9 protein-coding genes are annotated in these 17,549 nt (G+C 74.9%); 3 read left to right on the top strand and 6 right to left on the bottom strand.

Annotated features, from left to right (window positions below; genetic code table 11):
- Positions 1-76: 76 nt before the first annotated feature.
- From CLV40_RS02000 to CLV40_RS01990, 3 genes are read left to right on the top strand one after another with little or no spacing between them, the layout of a single operon-like run.
- Complete coding sequence (locus CLV40_RS02000) at positions 77-1,054, top strand: ATP-binding cassette domain-containing protein (RefSeq protein ID WP_104476255.1); 978 nt, start codon at positions 77-79, stop codon at positions 1,052-1,054.
- Positions 1,051-1,887 (top strand): ABC transporter permease, encoded by an 837-nt coding sequence (locus CLV40_RS01995; protein WP_104476254.1) that lies wholly within the window; start codon positions 1,051-1,053, stop codon positions 1,885-1,887. Before CLV40_RS02000 ends, CLV40_RS01995 begins: the two co-directional genes overlap by 4 nt.
- 48 nt (positions 1,888-1,935) lie before the next feature.
- Positions 1,936-3,762, top strand: a complete 1,827-nt coding sequence (locus tag CLV40_RS01990; protein ID WP_181043272.1) for an AfsR/SARP family transcriptional regulator — start codon at positions 1,936-1,938, stop codon at positions 3,760-3,762.
- A gap of 74 nt (positions 3,763-3,836) precedes the next feature.
- On the opposite strand, the gene CLV40_RS01985 is transcribed toward CLV40_RS01990, so the two are convergent.
- From CLV40_RS01985 to CLV40_RS01960, 6 genes are all read right to left on the bottom strand, one after another.
- A complete protein-coding gene (locus CLV40_RS01985) occupies positions 3,837-4,304 on the bottom strand; it encodes a pyridoxamine 5'-phosphate oxidase family protein (protein ID WP_104476250.1) in 468 nt (155 codons plus the stop codon).
- Between the two features lie 78 nt (positions 4,305-4,382).
- A complete protein-coding gene (locus CLV40_RS01980) occupies positions 4,383-5,537 on the bottom strand; it encodes a glycosyltransferase (protein ID WP_104476249.1) in 1,155 nt (384 codons plus the stop codon).
- A 34-nt stretch (positions 5,538-5,571) separates the two neighbouring features.
- The gene (locus tag CLV40_RS01975) at positions 5,572-6,357 is read right to left on the bottom strand and encodes an alpha/beta fold hydrolase (RefSeq protein WP_104476247.1); all 786 of its coding nucleotides are present in this window, start codon (positions 6,355-6,357) and stop codon (positions 5,572-5,574) included.
- A 1-nt stretch (position 6,358) separates the two neighbouring features.
- Positions 6,359-6,664 carry an acyl carrier protein gene (locus CLV40_RS01970; RefSeq protein ID WP_104476245.1) on the bottom strand — a complete coding sequence of 102 codons (306 nt, stop codon included), beginning with the start codon at positions 6,662-6,664 and terminating at the stop codon, positions 6,359-6,361.
- Positions 6,657-10,748 (bottom strand): beta-ketoacyl synthase N-terminal-like domain-containing protein, encoded by a 4,092-nt coding sequence (locus CLV40_RS01965; RefSeq protein ID WP_245930956.1) that lies wholly within the window; start codon positions 10,746-10,748, stop codon positions 6,657-6,659. Before CLV40_RS01965 ends, CLV40_RS01970 begins: the two co-directional genes overlap by 8 nt.
- Positions 10,749-10,751: 3 nt before the next feature.
- On the bottom strand, positions 10,752-17,336 hold the full coding sequence (locus CLV40_RS01960) for a type I polyketide synthase (RefSeq protein ID WP_104476243.1): 6,585 nt from the start codon (positions 17,334-17,336) through the stop codon (positions 10,752-10,754).
- Positions 17,337-17,549: the final 213 nt, after the last annotated feature.

The following is a 17,549-nucleotide window of genomic DNA, read 5'->3' as shown; positions in this document are numbered from 1 at the left end:
GGACGATCCAGTGCCGGAAAAACGGACAAATGCACTGGGTCACTCTTTTGGCGGGACGGTGAGAAAACTGGGAAAAATGGAACGCGCGCGCATCGATGTCACCGGACTCGGCAAGACCTACGGTCCGGTCACCGCGCTGACCGGAGTCGATTTGACCGTGGCGGCGGGCAGCGTGCTCGCGGTACTCGGGCACAACGGCGCCGGGAAGACCACTTTGGTGGACATCCTGGCGACCCGGACCAGACCGAGCACGGGCAAGGCGTCGGTGTGCGGGTACGACGTGGCCACCCACGGCCACGAGGTGCGCAGGCGGATCGCGCTCACCGGCCAGTTCGCGTCGGTCGACGAGACCCTGTCCGCGCGGGGCAACCTGGTGCTGTTCGCCCGGCTGCTCGGCGCGCCCGCGCGGGCGGCCAAGGCCCGCGCCGAGGAGCTGCTGGAGGTCTTCGGCCTCACCGAGGCCGCGGACCGGCCCGCGCTCACCTACTCCGGCGGCATGCGGCGCAGGCTCGACCTGGCCGCCTGCCTGGTGGGCTCGCCCGAGGTGCTGTTCCTCGACGAGCCGACCACCGGCCTGGACCCGGTGAGCCGCACCGGTTTGTGGGCCACGGTGCGACACCTGGCCCGCTCGGGCACCACGGTCGTGCTCACCACCCAGTACCTCGAGGAGGCCGACCGGCTGGCCGACCGGATCGTGGTGCTGGCCGCGGGCGCGGTCGTCGCGGGCGGCACCCCGGCCGAGCTCAAGGCCAGGGTCGGCGCGCGCACCACCACGGTCACCTTCCGGGACGAGTGGTCGGCGCGCTGGGCCGTCGAGGAGTTCCAGCGGATCGGCCTGGCGCCGACGCTGGACCCGGACGCGTACACGGTGACCGCGGCGCTGCCCGACGCCGGGGTGATCCTCGCGCTGCTGCGCGCGCTCGACCGCTACGGCCTCGACCTCGCCGACCTGACCGTCACCGAGCCCACGCTCGACGAGGTCTACCTGAGCCTGCACCGGGCGAAGTGGCAGCAACCACCGGCGCCCGCCGCGGTGGAACGGGACACGGCGTGAACGCCCGGCACGCGCGGACCACCCGCGCCCCGGAGCCCCACGACCGGACCGGCTGGACCGGCAGCACGCTGCGCACCCAGGTGTGGGTGCTGACCGCCCGGTCGCTGCGGGCGGCCTTCGGCGACTACCGGCTGGTGTTCTTCGGCCTGCTGCAACCGGTCGTGCTGCTGCTGCTGTTCAGCCAGGTGTTCTCGGGCGTCGGCTCGCTGCCCGGGGTGGCCGCCTACGACGGGTACATCAACTACCTGATGCCCGCGACCCTGGTGAACATCGCCATGATCACCGCGATGGGCGCGGGCGCGGGGCTGGTCGCCGAGACCTACACCGGGGTGGTGGGCCGCTTCCGCAGCCTGCCGATCAGCCCGGTGTCGGTGCTGCTGGCCCGCACCTTCGCCGACACCGCCCGGTTGGCGGTGCAGTTGGTCGTGATCGTGGTGGCGGCGGTGCTGCTGCTGCGGTTCCGGCCGGACGGCGGCCCGTTCGGCCTCGCCGCCGCCGTGCTGCTGACGCTCGTGGTGGGCTGGGGCCTGAGCTGGGTCTTCGTGGCCATCGCGACGTGGCAGCGCAACGTGGAGCTGATGCAGGCGGTGTCGTTCATCGCCATGTACCCGCTGATGTTCTCCAGCAGCGCCTACATGCCGCTGCAGAACATGCCCGCGTGGGTGCGCGCGGTGGCCACGGTCAACCCGCTCACCTACGCGATCGACGCCGCCCGCGCGCTCGCGCTGGGCCGGTCCCCCGGCTGGGCGCTGCCGCTCGCGGTGCTGCTCGCCATGGTGGCCGCGCTCGGCGGTGGCGCCGCCGCCGCCCGCAACTTCCGCCGGTCGGCCTGAACGAGGACCGCCATGCCCAGCAACCACCTGACCAGGAACCCATCTCCCATGACCATCCGGATCGAGATCGTGGGCGCCCTGCGCGGCAGCCTCGACGGCGCGGCCGTCACCCCGTCGCAGCCCAAGCTGCGGCGGCTGCTGGCCCTGCTGGCGGCCAACCCGGGCACCGTGGTGCGGCACGAGACGATCACCGAGGAGCTGTGGTCCGGCCCGCCGTCGGCCCAGCTCGCGCGGATCGTGCAGACCTACGTGTCCCAGTTGCGCAAGCTCTTCGGCACCTCGGACGTGTGCGCGCACACCCCCAAGGTCGGCTACCGGCTGGCGCTGTCGCCACCGGACTACCTCGACACCGAACACCTCCTGCGGCTGCGCGACACCGCCGAGGCCCACCTGCGCGCGCAGGACCCGCGCGCGGCGGCGGACGTCCTCGGCGCGGCGGTCGACCTGTGCCGCGGCGAGGTCCTCTCGGACGTGTCGCTGGGCCCGGTGCTGCGCCGGGAGAAGGCGCGGCTGGACCTGGTTCGGGTGGGGGTGCTGGAGCGGTACCTGCGGGTGCAACTGGACCTGGGGCACCCGGAGGCGGTGCTGGCCCAGGTCGACCGCGTGGTGCGGGAAGACCCGCGGCACGAGCAGCTGTACGCGTCGCTGCTGCTGGGCTTCGCCCTGGCGGGCCAGCGGGCCCGGGCCACCGACCTGTTCCACGAGGTGCGGACCCGGCTGGCCCGTGAGTCCGGGCTGGAGCCGGGGCAGGCACTGCGATCGGCGTTCGAGCGGGCCCTGCGGGACGAGCCGGGGCGGTCCGGGCCCACCGCCGTCGGTCCCCCCGGAGTGCGTCCGCTGCGCGGAACCCGGCAACGCCCGGAGCAGGTGCTGCCCGCGGGCCCGGTGTTCGGTCACGGGCCGCAACTCGAGTTCGCGGTGTCCGAGTTGCGGCGGAGCCCGGTACTCGCCGTGGTCGGCGCGCCCGGGGTGGGGACGAGCACCTTCTGCGCGCGCGTCTCCGACCAGGCCCGCGGCGACTACCCGGACGGCAGGCTGCTGGCGGACTTCGCCGAGCACTCCCCCGTCGAGATCCTGGGCTCGTTCCTGCGCGCGTTGCGCCCAGGCGCCCCCGTCCCGGACGGCCTCTCGGCTCGCGCGCGTCTGTACCACCGCCACACCCGGGATTCACGACTGCTGGTGGTGCTGGACAACGTGGTCGAGTGCACCGACCTGACCGCCCTCACCCCCGCGTCCCCGGACAGCACTGTGCTCCTGGGGTGCGCCGCTCGCCCCTCCGGCATCCCCGCCGTCGACCTCCCGCGCCTGCCGGTCGAGGACTTGCTCGCTCTCTTCGCCTCCCGGGTAGGGCAGTCCCGAGTGGACAGAGAACCGTCGGCGGCGTGGTCCCTCATGACCCGCTGCGGTGGCCTCCCCCTGGTGGCCGCCGTCCTCGCCGACCTGGCCCGCTACCGCCCCCACTGGTCCCTGGGCCGCCTGGCCCAACGCCTGGCAACCGATCCCCCGTTGGCAGCGGGCAAACTGGACCTCCCCGCCGCCGTAGCCCGCAGCGCGGCGGGCCTGGACCGGGTCCAGTGGTCCGCCCTGATCCGCCTCGCCCACCGCGAAGGCCGCCCGGAAGCCCTCTCCGCGGACTGGGTCGCACGAGCCCTGGAACTCTCCGTCCCGGCGTCGACGGAACTCCTCGACCGCCTCACCGCCCTGCGCCTGGCCGACCCAGCGCCCCGAGGCCCCCGAGCGGACACCCGCTACCGCCTGGACCCCCTCTACCTACGGGCGATCCGCGAACTCTGCGCCAGATCCCCCCGCCGCGCCCCCGGCCCCTGGGCTCCCCCCACCCCGGACCGCCGCCCCCGCCAGGTCGCGTCGACCTAGCGCGTCAGGTCAGCCCGGACAGGACGTCGCCGAAGACCGCGATCCGCACGGCTCCACACCAGTGAACCGGCCGGTCACCTGTCGCCCGAGAAGTCCTTGGTGGTCCAACGGTCCGGGCGGATCTCCAGGTACTCCGGTGGTCCGAGTGGGTTGTCGCCCGCCAGCTCACCGGCGACCCAGCCCGCGATCGCCTCCTCCGGGAGGTAGCGGCGGCCGACGGCGGCCAGGTCGTCCGCGGTCGGCGGGCCCTGTCGGACCACGGTCCCCTCCACCGAGACGTACCGGTACGGCACCTCGGCCCGCTGGACCACCAGCGCCACCAGCCCGGCCGCGCGGGCCAGGCGGGACTTGCGCTTGCCCGCGCGCAGGACCAGGCCGATGTGGCCGCCCGGGGTGTAGGAGTACCAGGTGGGGTGGGCGTGAGGTGGGCGCCCGGGTTCGGCGTTGATGGCCAGGACGGCCACCTGCGGCACGGCGAGGAACTCCTCACGTTCGGCGGTGGTCAACGACCGCGAACGCGGCTTGTGCTTCGATTCGGACATCTCGCCCCCTGGTGGTGTGGGTCCCACACCACCAACACCCGGGTGCCTCCGCGCATTCCCGGACTGCCGGGAACCCACCTACCTCCGAGCCACCCGGGGGCACTGCGCCAGCTCCTCCAGCCGGGAGACCACGGCCTCGGCCCCGCCCGCCTCCTCGAACGACGCCCGCACCCGCCCCGCCGACTCCACATAGGACGGATCCGACACCACGGTCCGCACCGCCGCGGCGATGTCCGGCGCCCGCACGTGGTCGAACCGCAACCGTATCCCCGACCCCGAGGCCACCACCTGGTCCGCCACCACCGGCTGGTCATCCCGGATGGGCGCCACCACCAACGGCACCCCGTGCGCCAACGTCTCGCACACCGTGTTGTGGCCGCCGTGGCAGATCACCGCCGCCGCCCGGGGAATCAGGTCCAGCAGCGGCGCCGAGGCGACCACCACCGCATCCCCCGAAGCCGACAGGCACCCGCCCGGATCGATCACCACCCCTTGCAGCTCAGGCAACTCCGACAGCGCCAACGCGCACTCCGCCAGGAAGCGCCCGCCCGCTTCGGAATTCGTCGTCCCCAACGTCACCAGCACCAACCGCGCCCCCGGGCGCAGCCGAGACCACGGGAACTCCACCGGCCTGCGCCGGGACAGCGACGGCCCCACGTACCGCGGGTCCGACACCGCCACCACCGGCTCCCCCGCCAGTTCCGCCGTGCTGAACACCACCACCGAGTACGGCGAGAACCGCAGGTCCCCCGCCCCCTCGACGCCGTGCCGCGCCCGCAGCCCCCGCTGCTGCTCCCGCACCCACTCCGCGATCCGGGGCAGCGCCGCGAGGGGGTCCGCCAGCTCCGTCGACGTGCTGGCCGAGGTCACCCAGGGCAACCCCAGCCGCTCCGCGACCAGGGCGCCCGCGAACGCCTGTTGGTCCACCACCAGCAGGTCCGGGTCGAAGTCCTCCACCGCGGCCCGCACCCCCGGCACCATCGCGTCCGCCAGGGGCACCAGGAACTCCGCCCACAGGAACCGCAGGGCGGCGAAGGCGCGCAGGCCGGGGGGACGTCCCTCCAAATAGGACCCGGCGGGGTACACCCGCTCCCGCACCAGGTCGCGCACCAGTGGGCACGGGCCGACCCAGGCCACCTCGTGCCCGCGCGCCACCGCCGCGGCCGCCACCCCGACCAACGGGTTGACGTGCCCGGCCAGCGGTGGGACGACGAACAGCAGCCGTTTCCTCATCTGCCTCCCTCCGCGTCGGGTAATCGCCGCGCGCTCACCCGCTGTGCCTGCGCACCCAGTCGACGAGCAGGCCGCGGACGGCGCGGTGCTGCTCGACCAGCACCGAGTGGCCCTGGTCGTCGAAGACGAACAGCTCGCCGCGCGGCATCAGCGAGGTGAGCGCGTCGAGGTCGTCGGACTGGTAGCCGTAGCGGCCCAGGATGGACAGCACCGGGACGTCGATCGCGGCCACGTCGTCGATGGTCATCATGGTGCCGGTCGGCACCTCCTCGGCCATGGTGGTCGAGGTGATCCGCTTGGCCGCCAACCGCGCCAGCCGCCGGTGGTGGGCGCCGAAGGTGGCCTCGATCCACTCGTAGTTCTCCTCCACCTGGAGCATCTCCAGGGTGGCGGCGAGGATGGCGCGCATCTTCACCGCCCAGATCTCCGTCGGCGGCTCGGACTCGATGGACACCACGCTGCGCACCCGGTCCGGGAAGCTCGCCGCGTAGCGGTAGGCGATGGTGCCGCCGAAGCTGTTGCCCACCAGGTGCACCGGCCGGTCACCCGCCAGCGCCCGCAGGAGCTCGTCGAGGTCGGTGACGAAGTCGGTCAGCGTGTACCCGCTGACCGGCCGCTCGGACTTGCCGTGGCCGCGCAGGTCGTAGCTGATCACGTCGATGCCCGCGGCGGCGACCGGGGGCGCCAGGGTCAGGTAGAAGCTGGCGAGGCTGTCGGTGCCCATGCCGTGGATGAACACCACCGCCTCGGTCGCCCCCGCCCCGGCCCCGGGCAGCACCTGGTAGTTCGTGCGCAGCCCGTTGACCTTCAGCTCCGGCACCTCAGTCACCCTCCCGGAGGGCCCCGGCGACGTAGTCGGCGATCTGGCCGACGGTCAGCCCGATCACGTCGTCGAGGTCGAACTCGGCCAGGTGCTCGGCGAGGTTGACCCGGGGCCCGTACCGGTCGGCGAGCAGGCCGCCCAGGGTCACCAGGTCGATGCTCTCCAGGCCGAGGTCCTCGTGGAAGGCGGTGTCCGGGCGCACCTCGACACCCAGGATGTCCAGGTCGTCACCGACCAGGCCGCTGATCAACTCCACCACGCCGTCGAACACGTCGGTGGAGTGCTCCGCGGTCGTGTCAGTCATCTCCGGTGGTCCTCTCAACTCGGGCGGTCACCGCGGTGGGACCCGCGGGGGTGAGGGTGACGCGCAGGTCGGGCAGCGCGCGGCCGTGGTGACCGCGCACCACCAGCCGCTCGCCGTCCCCGGTCAGCAGGACCTCGGCGGGGAACAGCGTTTCCGTCCCCCACTCGTCGGGGCGCGCGGCCAGCCAGCCGCGCACCGCGTCCTTGGCCGCGACCCGTCCCAGCAGCCAGGTGCGCTGCCCGCGCGGCGGCACGGCGGCGTACGCGGCGCGCTCGGGCGCGCTGAGGTAGACGCCGACGAACACGTCGCGGGACGCCAGGGTCGTCCACCGGTCCTGCGCCAACCAGGTGCCGTCGGCCTGCGGCCGGGACAGCGCGTGGTCGCGCGGGAAGGCGTAGACGCCGTGGTCGGTGTGGTCGCAGTCGAGGCGGATGTCGTGCCAGCCGGTGATCGTCGCCCACACCCGGCCCGCGTGGCTGACCACGGCGTCCATCTCCACCGCGGCCTCGTCCGGGATCCGGGCGTCGGCCAGGCAGTCGACGACCGCGCCCAGCGGGGGCGGCGGGCCGTGGAAGACGATCGAGTCGACCCGGGTGGGGAACGCCAGGATCCTGGTGTCGACCCGGGCCTGGAGCCAGCAGCCGAGCATCTGGCCGACGTTGTCGAGCACGCAGCCGGGCGCGGGCAGCACCTTGATCTGGCCGTGGGCGCGGTCGCCGTCGTGCGCGGTGACCTCGGTCAGGCCCTGGAACTGCGGGCCGTGGAACATCTGCCTGCCGCCGTAGATCTCCACCGGGGTCAGCGCGGGTCCGGTGGCCGGGCCGGGGTGCGGGGCCGGTGCGGACGCGGCGGGGTAGGCGTCGGCGAGGTCGACGGTCATCGCGGCGAACTCACCGAGCCGCACCTGAACCGGTCCGCCGGGGACCGGCCGGGTCATGGTGATCTCCACGTCCTGGCTGGGCGCGGCGATCAGCCAGCGGGTGAACCGGATGTCGCGCACGGCGACCGCCAACTCGCCGGGCCACGCGCGTTCGGTGGCCCGCTGGGCCCATTCGACGAGCGTGGTGGCGGGCACGACCGGTCTGCGGTCGGTCTCGTCCGGCCAGTCCGCGCGCTGCCGGAAGAACCGGTGCCCGCGCAGGTAGGGCATGTCCGCCACCGAGACGCGCAGCAGCGTGGTGCGCACCGCGCCGGGTTCGGCCGCCGGGAGCGCCCGCTGGGCGGGCAGCGCCGCGGGGGCGGGTCGGATCGCCGGGGCGCGGCGGCTCCGGACGGCCGCGGTGACCGCGCGGACGGTCGCGTCGGTGTCGGCGATCAGCGCGGACAGCTCCCCCGCGATGTCCGCGGGCAGCCCGGCGGGCAGGTCCGGGCGCCCGCGCGACGGCGCGAACCGTCCGCGCGCCTCGGGGTCGACCGTGAGGGTGGGACTGGTGACGCGCACCGGGATCTCCCCCACCGCCGAGGCATTGTCCTTTTGGGAGGCGGTTGAACCGGCCTTTGTGGACTGTTCGAGCGCGGCGAGGTCCGGGTCGGCGCCCTCCACCCAGAGAGCGGTCGCCACCCGGCGCAGCTGCGCGAGGCCGGGCCGCACGGAGGAGGCCGCGTTGATCACCAGGTGCGGCGCGTCGTCGAGGGAGTCGCTGACGAAGGAGCCGAGCTGTCCGGCGCCCATCAGCACGAACACGCGGTAGCCGTCGGCGGACATCCGCGCGACGACCTCGCGGAACCGCACCGGTTTCACCAGGTGGTCCGCCGAGAGGCGCAGCAGCGAGTCCGAGTCGTCCGGGTAGCGGTCGGCGGTGGTCGCCGAGTACACCGGCAGCGTGCCCGCGCGCATCCCGGTCGCCCGGATCGCGTGCAGGTAGGGGTCGACGTACGGCGCCATCATCGGGGTGTGGAAGCCGGTGGAGAACGGCAGCGGGCGGGCGAACACCCCGGCCGCGCGGAACCGCTCGGCCAGCCGTTCGATCGCCTCGCGCGGCCCGCAGACCACGCTCTGCCGCGGCGCGTTGTCGTGGGAGACAACGACATCCGGTTCGTCGGCGATGCCGCGTTCTGCCTCGTCGACCGCGCAGCCCAGCGCCAGGTAGTCGACGGCGGGCATGGGGAAGCCGTCGAGGCCGATGCCCGGTCGGTCGCCGGTGAACATGCGCGCCAGCACGGCCGCGGTCCACTCGCCGATGCTGTGCCCGACCAGGCCGTCGGGCCGCACGCCGAGCCGCGCCAGGGCGCGGTCGAGCAGCATGCTGGCGTCCGCGACCGCGGCCACGTGCTCGGGCACGCTGCCGGTCTCGGCACCCGGCGGTTCCTCGCCCAGCAGCGCGGCGACGTCGTCGATCCGGGGCGCGAACTCGGCTTCCAGGCCGGGGAACACGAACGCGGTCTTGGCGCCGGGCTCGCGCAGCAGCGGCGTCCCGGTGAACCAGACGTCACCGGAGGACCAGGTCCAGCCGGGCTGGTCGGCGCGGGCCAGGACGCGCTGCGCGACCGTGAGCCGCTTCGCCGTCGGTCCGACCACCCCGAGCCGGAACCGACCGGTCGGGTCGCCGACGGGCTCGTCGGGCGGGCAGTCGCCGTGCTCGTCGAGCAGCCGCGCCAGCTCGGCCGGGTCGTGCGCGGCGAGGCGCAGCACCCTCTCCCGCTCGACCACCCGCGCGGGGCGGCGGATCGGCGTGTCCGGGGCCTGTTCGACCACGACGTGCGCGTTGATCCCGCCGAACCCGAACGCGTTGACCGCCGCGCGGCGGGGCCCGACGCCCTCCCACGGCTTGGCGGCGTCGAGGACGTGGAACCGGGTCGGCTCCAGCAGCGGGTTCGGGTCGGCGCAGTGCAGCGTCGGCAGCAGCACCCCGTGGTGCACGGCCAGCACGGCCTTGACCAGACCGGCGATGCCCGCGGCGGGCATGGTGTGACCGATCATCGACTTGACCGAGCCGATCACCGCCGACGCCCCGGGCGGGGCGCCGAACACCTCGCCGAGCGCGCTCAGCTCGGCCGCGTCGCCGACCGGGGTCCCGGTGCTGTGCGCCTCGACCAGGCCGACCGAGTCCGGTACGGCCGGGTCCAGCCCGGCCGCCGACCACGCCCGGCGCAGGGCCACGCGCTGCCCCGCCGAGTCCGGGTTGAACAGGCTCTGCGTCCGGCCGTCGCTGGCCGTGCCGACGCCGCGGATGACGGCGTAGACCCGGTCACCGTCGCGGCGCGCGTCGGAGAGCCTGCGCAGCACGACGACTCCGGCGCCCTCGCCGATGAGCAGTCCGTCGGCGTCGGCGGACAGCGGCCGAATGCCCTGCGTGGGCGACAAAGCGCGAAGCTGGCTGAACACGGCCCAGAACGTGTCGTCGTGACCGTGGTAGACACCGCCCGCCAGCACCGCGTCGCAGCGGCGCGTGGTCAGCTCACCTATCGCCTGGTCGACCGCCAGCAGCGAGGACGCGCACGCGGCGTCCACGGTGTAGGCGGGTCCGCGCAGGTCGAGGCGGTTGGCCACGCGCGAGGCGGCGAGGTTGGGCACCAGGTTGATCGCCGACTCCGGTTGCACCGGCCCCAGCGGGTCCAGCAGCGCCGCGCGCAGCTCGGCCAACTCGCCCTCGCCCATGCCCGGGTTCAGCTCGGCGACCACGCGCAGCACCGTCCGCACCGTGCGGACGCGCTGCTCCAAGCCGACCATGCGGGGGCCGATGTAGCCGCCGCGACCGAGGATCACCCCGACCTTGCCCGCATCGCCCAGCGCGGGCAGTCCCCCGGCGTCGGCCACGGCGGCCGACGCGACCCGCAGCGTGAGCAGCTGGTCCGGCTCGATGGTGTCCACCGAGTTAGGCATGATGCCCAGCCCGGCGGCGTCCAGCGAGAACGGCGCGAGGAACCCGCCGCGGTGGCAGTAGGTGCGGTCCGGCGGCAGGGGGGCCGCCGGGTCCGGGACGTCACCGTGGAAGTGCGGGTCCCGGCGGTCGGGCGGGACGTCGGTGATCGCGTCGTGGCCGGTGCGCAGGTTGTGCCAGTAGGTGTCCAGGTCGGGGGCGCCCGGCAGCATCACCGCCATCCCCACGACCGCGACCGGCTCCCGGGCCTGGCTCGCGTCCACGCCTCACACCCAGGCCGTGTAGACGACCGCGCGGGTGTCCCGGCCGCCCGCGGCCAGCTCCCGCACCAGGCACTCGGTGCCCGCCACCGGGTCGATCATGCCGATGCCGCGCCGGTCGAGGTCGCGGGCCAGCGCGTCGGAGACCATGCCGCCGTGCTCGCCGGTGGGCACCCACGGTCCCCAGTGGACGGTCACGACCCGGCAGCCGGTGCGCTCGGCGTAGGCGGTGCCCAGGGTCTCCAGCGCGTCGTTGCCCGCCGCGTAGTCGACCTGGCCGCGGTTGCCGAACACGGCGGAGACGCTGCCGAAGAACACCGTGAACGCCGGGCGCACGCCCGCCTCGGTGAGCCCGTCGAGCAGCGCGCGGGCGCCATCGATCTTGGTGGCGAAGACCCGCTGGAACGAGTCGTCGTCCTTGTCCAGCAGGAGCTTGTCGTCGAGGATGCCGGAGGCGTAGACGACGCCGTCGAGCCTGCCGTGCCGGGCGTAGACGTCCTTGACCAGCTGGCGGACCGCGGCGGCGTCGCGCACGTCGACCGAGCGGTAGTCGACCCGCCCGCCGACGGCCCGGATCTGGCCGACGGTCGCGGAGACCTCGCGCTGGGTCAGGATCGACCGCACCGCGCGCTCCACCTCGGCCAGCGGGCGCCCGTCGGCGGCCAGCGCCAGCCGCAGGCCCTGCTCGTCGGCGTTCGCCAGCTCCGGCGGCGGCGCCGACTCCGGCGGCCACGGCGTGCGGCCCGCGAGTTCGAGGTGGCAGCCGGACGCGGCGGCCAGGGCGGTGCTGCACCGGGCGGTGATGCCGCGGGCGCCGCCGAGCACCAGCACCACGGAGTCGCGGTCGAGGCCGAGCGCGCCGGGGACGGCGTCGTCCAGCTCGGCCTCGGCGACCTCGAAGCCGAACCGGTCGGCGCCGACGTGGCGCACCACGGGCTGCCCGTCGTGTTCGGCCAGTTCGACGGCGAGCACGTCGGCCAGCGCGCCGGGGGCGATGTCGGGGGCCACCTCGACCAGGCGGGCGAAGAGCTTCGGCCGCTCCGCGAGCACCGAGCGGACCAGGCCGCGCAGACCGGCGGCGTGGTACGGCGCTTGGCCGTCCACCTGCGGCGACACGACCAGCACCGAGTCGACCCCCGCGCCGACCGCGTCGCGCACGGCGGCGAACACCCGGGGCGCGACCGGCTCGTCGGCGACGGCGAGCGGGGTGAGCAGGATGAGCGTGTCGGGGTCGTCGACCTCGCCGTCGACCGCGCCGTGCAGCACGGCCATGGCGCGGACCGCGGCGGCGTGCTCGGCGCGGTCGGGGTCGTGCACCACGCGGACGCGCTTGCCGGTGAGGTCGGGGGCCACGCCGATCGGCTTGGCGGGCACGGTGACCGGCAGGAACCGGCGCGGCCGCACGCCGTCGACGACCCGGTCCTGGCTGGGCGCGGGCTCCTCGGCGATGATGCCGAGCCGCTCCTCCAGCCAGAACGCCATGGCTTGGGCGCTGCGCCTGCGGTGCAGCTCGTCGTGCACGGAGCCCTCGGCGTCGACGCCGAGCTTGGCGATCAGCGTGCCCGCGATCTCGGTGCGCTTGATGGAGTCGATGGACAGGTCGGCTTCCAGGTCGAGGTCGCCGTCGATCATCTCCGGCGGGTAGCCGGTGCGCGCGGCGATCACCTCGACGACCGCGGCGAGCACGTCGGCGGGCGACGCGGTCGGCTCCGGCTCGGGCTCCGGCACCGGCCGGTGGTGCCCGTTGACGCCGTTGCTCCCGTTGGTCCCGTGCTCGACCGCGGGCAGCTCCGCCAGGACCGGCTCCGGCTCCAGCAGCGGCGCGGCGGCGACCAGCACCGGTGCCGCGGGGGCGGCGGGGGCGGCGGGGGCACCCGCGTAGCCGAGGTAGCCGAGCAGCACGTCGCGCTGCGCGGAGACGATCTCGCGGTTGGTGCGCAGGAAGGCGGCGACCACCTCGTCACGGGGATCGCGGGCGGCCGGGGACTCGGGGGACATCAGGGACCTCGTGATTCGTCGGGCGGGGACCAGGGCCCCGCGCGGGATGGAGCCGTCGGCACGGCGGACCAGCTGGCCGTCGACCGTCCACGGCGCGGCGGCGGCCCGGTGCCGGGCCCGGCCGCGCACCAGCCAGTCGGTGTCGACCGGCACGCCCGCGGCGGCCAGCCGGGCCAGCGCGGTGAGGAACCCGCGCAGCCCCGGGGCGCCGGGGTCGCAGGCCACCGCCGTGTGCTGGGCGTCGGCCAGGATCGCGCCGACCAGTCCGGTGAGGACGGTGCCGGGGCCGACCTCGACGAAGGTGCGGGCACCCGCGGCGTGCATGGCCCGCACCTGCTCGACGAACCGCACCGGCGCGGCCACCTGCGCCGCCAGCTCGGCCCGGACGTCCGAAGTGGACGAGTAGGCGTCGGCGGTCCGGTTGGCGTACACGGGCAGTTCCGGCGGGCGGACGTGCTCGTCGGCCAACGCCTCCGCGAACAGGGCGGCGGCGGGGGCTACCACCGCGCTGTGGAACGCGCAGGCGACCGGGATCCGCTTGGCGGACAGGCCTTCCGCGACCAGCCGCTCGACCGCGTCGGCGATCCGGTCGGTGGGGCCGGAGAGCACGATCTGCTCGGGTGCGTTGTGGTTGGCCAGGACCACGTCCCCGTCGAGTCCCCAGTCGCGCAGCAGCGGCGCGACCCGGTCGGCGGACGCGCGCACGGCGGCCATGGTCCCGGGGTCGCCGCCCGCGGCGGTCATGATCGCCTCGGCGCGGCGGGTGCTGAGGCGCAGCAACGTGTCGCGGTCGAAGGCGCCCGCGACGGACAGGGCGACGAGTTCGCCGTAGCTGTGCCCGCCGAGCAGGTCCGGCCGCACGCCGACCCGGTCCAACAGCTCCGCGACGGCGGTCGCGGCGAGTCCGAGGGCGGGTTGGGCGGCGCGGGTGTCCCGCAGGGCCGCGTCCTGCTCGGCGGCGGTGTCCGGGTCGAACGCGGTCGGCGGGAACGCGAGCGCGGCGGCGGGTCCGCTGAGCCCGGCGCGCAGGTCGGGGAAGGCGACGAACAGGTCGGCGAGCATGCCGGTGCGCTGGCTTCCCTGGCCCGGCACCAGGAACGCGACCTTGCCGGGGTCGGCGTCCGGGTCGGCGTTGTGCAGCGCGCGGTCCGGTCGGCCGTCCAGGGCCGCGCGCAGAGCCGATTCCAGCTCGGAGAGGTCACGCGCGACGATCGCGTGCCGCACCGGTTCCGTGCGCGGCCACTCGGCGGCCAGCACGGCGAGGTCGGTGAGCGAGTGCTCGCCCCCGGTCAGCTCGAACAGGTCCCGCACCGCCTGGGTGGAGCGCAGCAGGAACAGCTCGCAGTCCCAGTCCCGCAGCGCGTGCCGCTCCAGCGGCGCGCCGGGGCCGGTGGTGAGCACGGCGTGGAAGTTGGTGCCGCCGAAGCCGAACGCGCTGACGCCCGCGACCCGCTCGGCGCGCGGCGTCAGCCACGGCCGGGGCGCGGTGCTGAAGGTGAACGGGCTGTGCCGCCGGTCCCAGGCGGCGACCGGCTCGGACAGGTGCAGGGTCGGCGGGATGACGCCGAACCACAGCGACAGCGCGGACTTGATGACCCCGGCGAGCCCGGCGGCGCACTTGGTGTGCCCGATCTGGCTCTTGACCGACCCGAGCGCGCAGCTGCCGGGTTCGGCGCCCGCGGTGGTGAAGAAGTCGGTCAGCGTGGTGAGTTCGGTGCCGTCGCCGACGACCGTGCCGGTGCCGTGCGCCTCGACGAGCCCGACCGCCGCCGGGGAGATGCCCGCCATGCGGTAGGCGCGGTCGAGCGCGCGGCGCTGACCCTCGGGGCGCGGGGCGGTGAGGCCGAGGGAACGGCCATCGCTGGCCGAGCCGACGCCGCGGACCACCGCGTAGACCCGGTCGCCGTCGCGTTCGGCGTCGGCCAGGCGCTTGAGCACCACGCAGGCCACGCCTTCACCGAGGGCGATGCCGTCGCCTTCGCGGTCGAAGGGTCTACACCGCCCGGTTGGCGACAGCGCGCCCGCCGAGGTGAACATGAGGTAGTCGGCGATGCCGTTGTGCACGTCGACGGCCCCGCACAGCACCATGTCGGCGCCGCCGTGCGCGAGGTCGCGGCAGGCCAGTTCGAGCGCGGCCAGCGAGGAGCCGCAGGCGGCGTCCACGGTGTAGTTGGCGCCGCCGAGGTCGAGGCGGTTGGCGATGCGGCCGGAGATGACGTTGGTGAGCGTGCCGGGGAACGAGTCCTCGGTCAGCGCGGGCAGCTGGTCCAGGATCTCGTCGGGCACCTCGCCGAGCCAGGACGGCAGCAGCGCGCGCACCACGTTCGCGTTGGCCAGGTCGCCACCCGCCTCCGCGCCGAAGATCACGCCGGTGCGGTCGCGGTCGAAGGCCCGGTCGAGGTAGCCCGCGTCGGCCAGCGCGCGGCGGGCGATCTCCAGCGACAGCAGCTGGGCCGGGTCGACGCTGCCCATGGACGCGGGCGGGATGCCGAAGGACATCGGGTCGAACGGGACGGGCGGCAGGAAGCCACCCCACTTCGACGGTGTGGTGCCGGGTTCGCCGCCGCCCTGGCGGAAGTAGACCGCCGGGTCCCAGCGGTGCGGCGGCACCTCGGTCACGTCGTCGCGGCCGCGCAGCACGCCGGACCAGAACGCGCCGAGGTCGTCGGCGCCGGGGAACACGCACGACATACCGACGATCGCGATGTCGACCGGCGCCTGCTCGCGGTCCCGCGCCCGCGTCGGCGTCCGCGCGCTTTCCCCGGTGCGCAACAACTCCGCCGCGCCCTCGGTGACCTGCCGGTGCAGCGCCTCGATGTCGGTGAGCCGGTCGCGCAGCACCGCGACCTGGCCGACCATGTACATGCCCTCCGCGACCTGGCCGTCCTCGTCGACCTCGACGAGGACCGCGCCGTCGCGGCGCAGGCCCTTGCTGGCGATGCGCAGCCTGCCGACGTTGAGCTCCTCCAGCGCCTGCCACCGGTCGCGGGCGGAGACGCCGCGCGCGGTCAGGTCGGCGGCGACGGCCTCGAACTGGTCGACGAACGGGCTGGGCAGGCAGCGGGTCTCGTGCCCGGGCGCGGTCCGCACGGTGACGGTCCGCTCGGCCACCATGACCTCGCGCTGGTACCGGTCGGTGATCGCGCCGTGCCGCACGGCCTCCTCGGTGAACAGGTACGCGGTGCCCATCAGCACGCCGATCCCGGCGCCGCGCCGGGCGGCCGGGGCGGCCATCGCGGCCACGGCGGCGGCGGAGACCTCGTCGTGCACACCGCCCGCGAACAGCACCTCGACCCCGGTCAGGTCCGCGCGCTCGGCGAGCACGCCGAGCTGCGCCTCCCACAGGCCGAAGCTGGTGCGCGGGCCGATGTGGCCGCCGCACTCGGAGCCCTCGAAGACGAACCGGCGGGCGCCCTGGTCGAGGTACTGGCCGAGCAGCGTCGGCGACGGCACGTGCAGGTACGCGGCGATGCCGTCGGCCTCCAGGGCCGCGGCCTGCGCGGGGGTACCGCCCGCGACCAGCACGCTGTGCGGGCGCACGGCGCGGATCGCGGCGAGCTGCGCGGCACGCAGGTCCTCGGTGACGAACCCGAGGATGCCCGCGCCCCACGGCCGATCACCGAGCAATTCGGCGGTGTCGCGCAGCAACGCCTCGGTGCGGGGGCCGTCGGCCAGCGCCACGGCCACGTAGGGCATGGCGCCCCGGTCGGCCACGGCGAGGGCGAAGCCGGGCTGGTCGGAGACCCGCGTCATGGGGCCCTGGGCGACGGCGTGCGCGACGCCGAGGGTGCGGCGCACCGGTTCGCCCTGGGCCCGCGGGTCCACGTCGACCCCGGCGGTGTCGAGGTCGCGCACCAAGCCGCGCACCAGCGCCTCGGCCGAGCCGTGGCGCCGGACTGACACCGCGGCCAGGTACGCGTCCTCGCCGAGCGGGAGGTCGGTTCCGCGCAGCACCCTGCGACCGCCGCGGACCTCCGTCTCCGTCCCGTCCGCCGTGGCCAGCCGGGCGCGCAGGGCGGGTGGCAGGTCGCACTCGCCGAAGAGGCCCAACTGGCTGTCCAGCACCACCCCCGCCGCGCCGACCGCCACCGCACCGACAGCGGTGTGCGGGCCGATGCCGCCGCGCACCCAGACGGGCGCGCCGAGGCGCAGCAGTCGTTGCAGCAACATGAAGGAGGTCAGCTCGCCGACCGCGCCCGCGGCCTCGCCGCCCACCGCGACCACGCCGGTGGCGCCGTCGTCGACGGCGGCGCGGGCCTGGTCGAGGTCGGTCACCTCGACCAGCACCGGCAGGTGCGCGGCGGTCTCGGCGACCGACCACGGCGCGTCCGGACCGAGCAGCACGACCTCGACGGTGGCGCCCGCGCGCCCGCGCAGGTCCGCGGGGCGCAGCGGGCAGCCCGGGCGCACGCGGACGCCGATCCGGTCGGCGAGCCCGGCCGCGCGGGCCAGGACCGCGGCGGTGTCGGCGCCGAGGTCGAGCACACCCAGTCCGCCACCCCGGCTCACCGCGGCGGCCAGCCGCGGGTCGGGCATGTCGAAGGGGCCGCACCCCAGCACGCGCCACCGGGCGCCGACCTGCGCGTCGGACATCGCGCCTCCTATTTCCGCACTTCTTCTCGGCCGCCGAGCCGGTTACGGCCATTTCCGGGAAAATGTGAACACCGCAGGAGCGGCTTCGGGTGACAATGCCCGCGAGCCATCCGGCGTCGCCACATTCGAAGAATGGGTTTGAGCGTCGCTTGAGCGAGATTTCAGCCGCCCGACCCGGGGCTCGCGGACGTGTTAGCGTCGAGGTCGCGCGGG

This window comes from Actinokineospora auranticolor, from assembly GCF_002934265.1.
GTDB lineage: Bacteria > Actinomycetota > Actinomycetes > Mycobacteriales > Pseudonocardiaceae > Actinokineospora > Actinokineospora auranticolor.
The sequence above is the reverse complement of the archived record's forward strand: the minus strand, read 5'-3'. Positions and strand labels throughout refer to the sequence as shown.

Excerpts from the sequence above, each read along its gene's own strand:
- CLV40_RS02000 (WP_104476255.1), top strand. The coding sequence starts at position 77 with ATGGAACGCGCGCGCATCGATGTCACCGGACTCGGCAAGACCTACGGT.
- CLV40_RS01990 (WP_181043272.1), top strand. The coding sequence starts at position 1,936 with ATGACCATCCGGATCGAGATCGTGGGCGCCCTGCGCGGCAGCCTCGAC.
- CLV40_RS01985 (WP_104476250.1), bottom strand. The coding sequence starts at position 4,304 with ATGTCCGAATCGAAGCACAAGCCGCGTTCGCGGTCGTTGACCACCGCC.
- CLV40_RS01980 (WP_104476249.1), bottom strand. The coding sequence starts at position 5,537 with ATGAGGAAACGGCTGCTGTTCGTCGTCCCACCGCTGGCCGGGCACGTC.
- CLV40_RS01970 (WP_104476245.1), bottom strand. The coding sequence starts at position 6,664 with ATGACTGACACGACCGCGGAGCACTCCACCGACGTGTTCGACGGCGTG.
- CLV40_RS01960 (WP_104476243.1), bottom strand. The coding sequence starts at position 17,336 with ATGTCCGACGCGCAGGTCGGCGCCCGGTGGCGCGTGCTGGGGTGCGGC.